Source organism: Bacillus sp. C30, assembly GCF_040838255.1.
GTDB lineage: Bacteria > Bacillota > Bacilli > Bacillales > Bacillaceae_G > Bacillus_A > Bacillus_A mycoides.
This window is the reverse complement of sequence record NZ_JBFPJH010000318.1, coordinates 1-3,688: the sequence shown is the minus strand read 5'-3', so window position 1 is coordinate 3,688 and position 3,688 is coordinate 1. Positions and strand designations below refer to the sequence as shown.

The 3,688-nt window shown below is 34.6% G+C and carries 3 protein-coding genes; 1 reads left to right on the top strand and 2 read right to left on the bottom strand.

Going from position 1 to position 3,688, the window contains the following annotated elements:
* The first annotated feature begins 118 nt into the window (after positions 1-118).
* Complete coding sequence (locus AB3X49_RS19335) at positions 119-511, top strand: YueI family protein (protein WP_002085811.1); 393 nt, start codon at positions 119-121, stop codon at positions 509-511.
* Between the two features lie 120 nt (positions 512-631).
* Here AB3X49_RS19335 and AB3X49_RS19330 read toward each other — a convergent pair whose 3' ends face one another.
* Entirely contained in the window at positions 632-2,056 is a 1,425-nt protein-coding gene (locus AB3X49_RS19330) for an aldehyde dehydrogenase family protein (protein ID WP_002085816.1), read from the bottom strand.
* 143 nt (positions 2,057-2,199) lie between these two features.
* Positions 2,200-3,555, bottom strand: coding sequence for a hemolysin family protein (locus AB3X49_RS19325; RefSeq protein WP_002127238.1), 1,356 nt, complete (start codon positions 3,553-3,555; stop codon positions 2,200-2,202).
* Positions 3,556-3,688: the final 133 nt, after the last annotated feature.

The following is a 3,688-nucleotide window of genomic DNA, read 5'->3' as shown; positions in this document are numbered from 1 at the left end:
GTATTCCTATATCCCTTTCCCCTTCTCATTTTTTAAATTATTTTCCTGTTCAAAACTACTTTTTTTTTGCATCCTTTTTAATTCTTGCGTACAATAAGAAGTGAAAGGTGTGAAAAATATGGTAAATAAAAATGTGGAAGACTATCTCCAAGAAGGCATATATGGCCAAAAGCAAAACAAACCAGAAGAACGTAATATGTACTTAACTACATTACGTGAGCGTGTAGAAATCGCTTTAACAATCGGTCAAGTAATGCAAAGTAATGTGTATACAGAAGTAACGGGTAACATACGTTCTTCTCAATCATTACAACTATTCCTAAATGGAAGCATTGCTTACCCACATTTATCAAAATACATTAAATTAGCAACTGAAAAAAATATTCCTTTTACAATTGTTCAAAATAAAGGTACTGAAACACCAATCGGTTTAGTACTCTCTCATAGCACTGCTGTAGATAAAGAACATATTTATGTCGAAGATGATATTTTCAAACAAGAAATGAAGTAAAAGGTACACTTGATTAAATGAAATCGTTCCGAGAAACGTAAAACAAACAATAAAAAACGAGTATGGAATCGTAAACATTTCCTGCTCGTTTTTTATTGCGGTGTTTAAGCTCGATCTACTTTATTTTTTAATACACACTAATTTCATTTCTGTCATTTCTTCTATTGCATATTTAATCCCTTCACGGCCTGTGCCACTCTCTTTCACACCGCCATAAGGCATATGATCTACTCTGAACGTTGGAATATCATTAATCATGACACCACCGACTTCTAATTCATCAATTGCACGCATTGCCTTACATAGATTGTTTGTAAATACACCTGCTTGTAATCCATAACGTGAATTATTTACTTGTTCTAAAGCCTCATCAAATTCTTTAAATGTATTTACAGTCATAAGTGGACCAAATACTTCTTGGCACTGAACAGATACATAATCTGGAACATTTGTTAATACAGTTGGTTCAAAAATCCTTGCATCACGTTTGTTACCACCGTATACAACATTAGCTCCTTCCTTAACTGCCTCTTCCACCCATGAATTTATACGTTCTACATCTTTTTTTGAAATAAGTGCTGATACATCTGTTTCTTCATGAAGCGGGTCTCCTACTACAACGTTTTCCATTGCTTTCGTTAATTTTGTAATAAACTCTTCCATTTTGCGTTCATGCACAAAAACACGTTGTACTGAAATACAAACTTGTCCATTATTCACAAACGCGCCCCATTTTACACGTTCAATTATTTCGTCTGTCAATTCAACATCTTCATCAATAATTACTGCAGCGTTCGATCCTAATTCTAACGTCACTCGTTTCAACCCGGCTTTTTCCTTAATTCCAATACCTACTTTCGGACTTCCTGTAAAAGTAATACTAGCAACGTTCTCATCTTTTACTAATGCCTCACCTACAACAGATCCAGGTCCAGAAATTATATTGAAAGCTCCCTTTGGTAAACCAGCTTCTTCAAATAATTCTACCAATGCATACGAAGAAAGTGGCGTTTGGTCGGCAGGCTTTAGCACAATAGTATTTCCAGCCGCAATTGCTGGGCCTACCTTATGTGCTACTAAATTAAGTGGAAAATTAAACGGTGTAATAGCACCAATAACCCCGATTGGTTGTCGAATTGTATACGCTATACGGCCACCTGCTCCTGGTGCAGCATCTAATGGTAACGTCTCACCATATATTCGCTTCGCTTCTTCAGCTGCAAACTTATATGTTTGAACAGTGCGATCTACTTCTCCCCGTGCAGCACGAATTGGTTTTGCAGCTTCTTTTGCGATAATCTCTGCAAACTCTTCTCTTCTCTCATCCATTTTTTGTGCAACCTTTTCTAAAATAGTTGCACGGTCGTATGCGGATAATTTTTTCATTTCTTTCATTGCATTTTTGGCCGAAACTATTGCTTCCTTAACGTCATCTTCTGTACCTTGCGCAATCTCCGCTAATGTTTCTTCAGAATATGGTGCATACAATGGTTTATACGTCTCTACTGATTTCCATACCCCATTTATATATAAATGTTTTTTCATAGTGGTTCTCCTTCCGAATATATGTATACAATAATACATTTCATTTATTTCACCTAGTGAAAGGTCTGACTTGTGTAATTGTATCATAGCCCTAATACATCAAAAAACATTTTGCTCAAAAAAACTCTGCTACAAAGCAGAGTTTACGAACTAATTTGTTCTTGCAGCGAAATCTTTTTTTCATCTCCTACAATAACAATCGATTCTGAAGGTTTCGTTACTTCTAATCTCTTAATATAGTGTCCATCTAATTTTTTTACGCAAAATTTATAATTTTCAATCTCAATGGTATCACCCTCGGAAATCTCAATATTTTTTGTTAGGATCCAACCGCCAATCGTATCGACATCATCGTCGTCAATAGTCAAACCTAATAATGCGTTCACTTCACTAACAAGTACTTTTCCCTCTAAAATCGTTTTCGTCTCACTAACTTGTTGGATTTCCGGTTGTTCATCAGTATCGAACTCATCTTGAATATCCCCTACAATTTCTTCTAAAATATCTTCAACGGTTACAAGACCTGATGTACCACCATATTCATCAATTAATATAGCGATATGTGTTCTTTCTCTTTGCATTTTTAAAAATAGATCATGAATCGGGATAGATTCAATAACTAAAATAATTGGCCTAATATATTGCTCCACTGTCTTTTCACTAACAACTCGGTGCTTCACAAAATCTGTAAATATATCTTTAAAATTCACAAAGCCTATTACATGGTCCTTATCACCATCAACAACCGGATACCTCGTATATTTTTCATGAGACATTTTTTGTAAAGCCTCTTCAGCAGGCATTTCTTTATTTAAAATATTCATCTCTGTTCGTGGTACCATTATTTCTTTCGCAATACGATCATCAAATTCAAATATTTTATTCACATACTTATATTCAGATTGATTAATTTCACCATTTTTATAACTTTCTGAAACTAACAACCGCAATTCTTCTTCTGAATGCACTTCATCATGCCCTTTTGGTGGTTTCAACCCAAGAAACTTTGTAATTAACCGAGCTGATCCATTTAAAATCCAAATGAATGGGAATGCAATACGATAAAACAAAATGAGTGGCTTAGCAACAAAGAAACTCACTTGTTCTGCTTTTTGAATCGCAAATGTTTTTGGAGCTAACTCTCCTACTACCACATGGAAAAATGTGATAAACAAAAATACTAAAATTATAGCTAAAATGTCTGCGAGTTGAGTAGGGACGTTCCAATTTGCAAACAACACATCAAACATGTGCTTTAGCGCAGGTTTACCAGACCACCCAATCCCAAGAGCTGTAACAGTTATTCCTAATTGACAAGCTGATAAATATTCGTCTAAGTTTGTAATGATTGTTTTGACAGATATTGCACGATTATTTCCTTTTGCAATTAAATAGTCAATTCGTGAACTCCTCACTTTAACAATTGCAAATTCTGCTGCAACGAAAAATGCCGTTAAGGCAATTAAAACAATCACTATACTTATACTATATATGTCCAAATACTTTTCCTTACTTACAGTGTAAGCAAGGAAGCCACCTCCTACTTAAATTTATTCAAGTGAAGTAAGCATTCTTATACTCTAATAAAATTCTACATTAGTAACCACCTTTTTATATATTATATGCATACAT

Coding starts and splice junctions, on each gene's coding strand:
- AB3X49_RS19330 (WP_002085816.1), bottom strand. CDS start 2,056: ATGAAAAAACATTTATATATAAATGGGGTATGGAAATCAGTAGAGACG.
- AB3X49_RS19335 (WP_002085811.1), top strand. CDS start 119: ATGGTAAATAAAAATGTGGAAGACTATCTCCAAGAAGGCATATATGGC.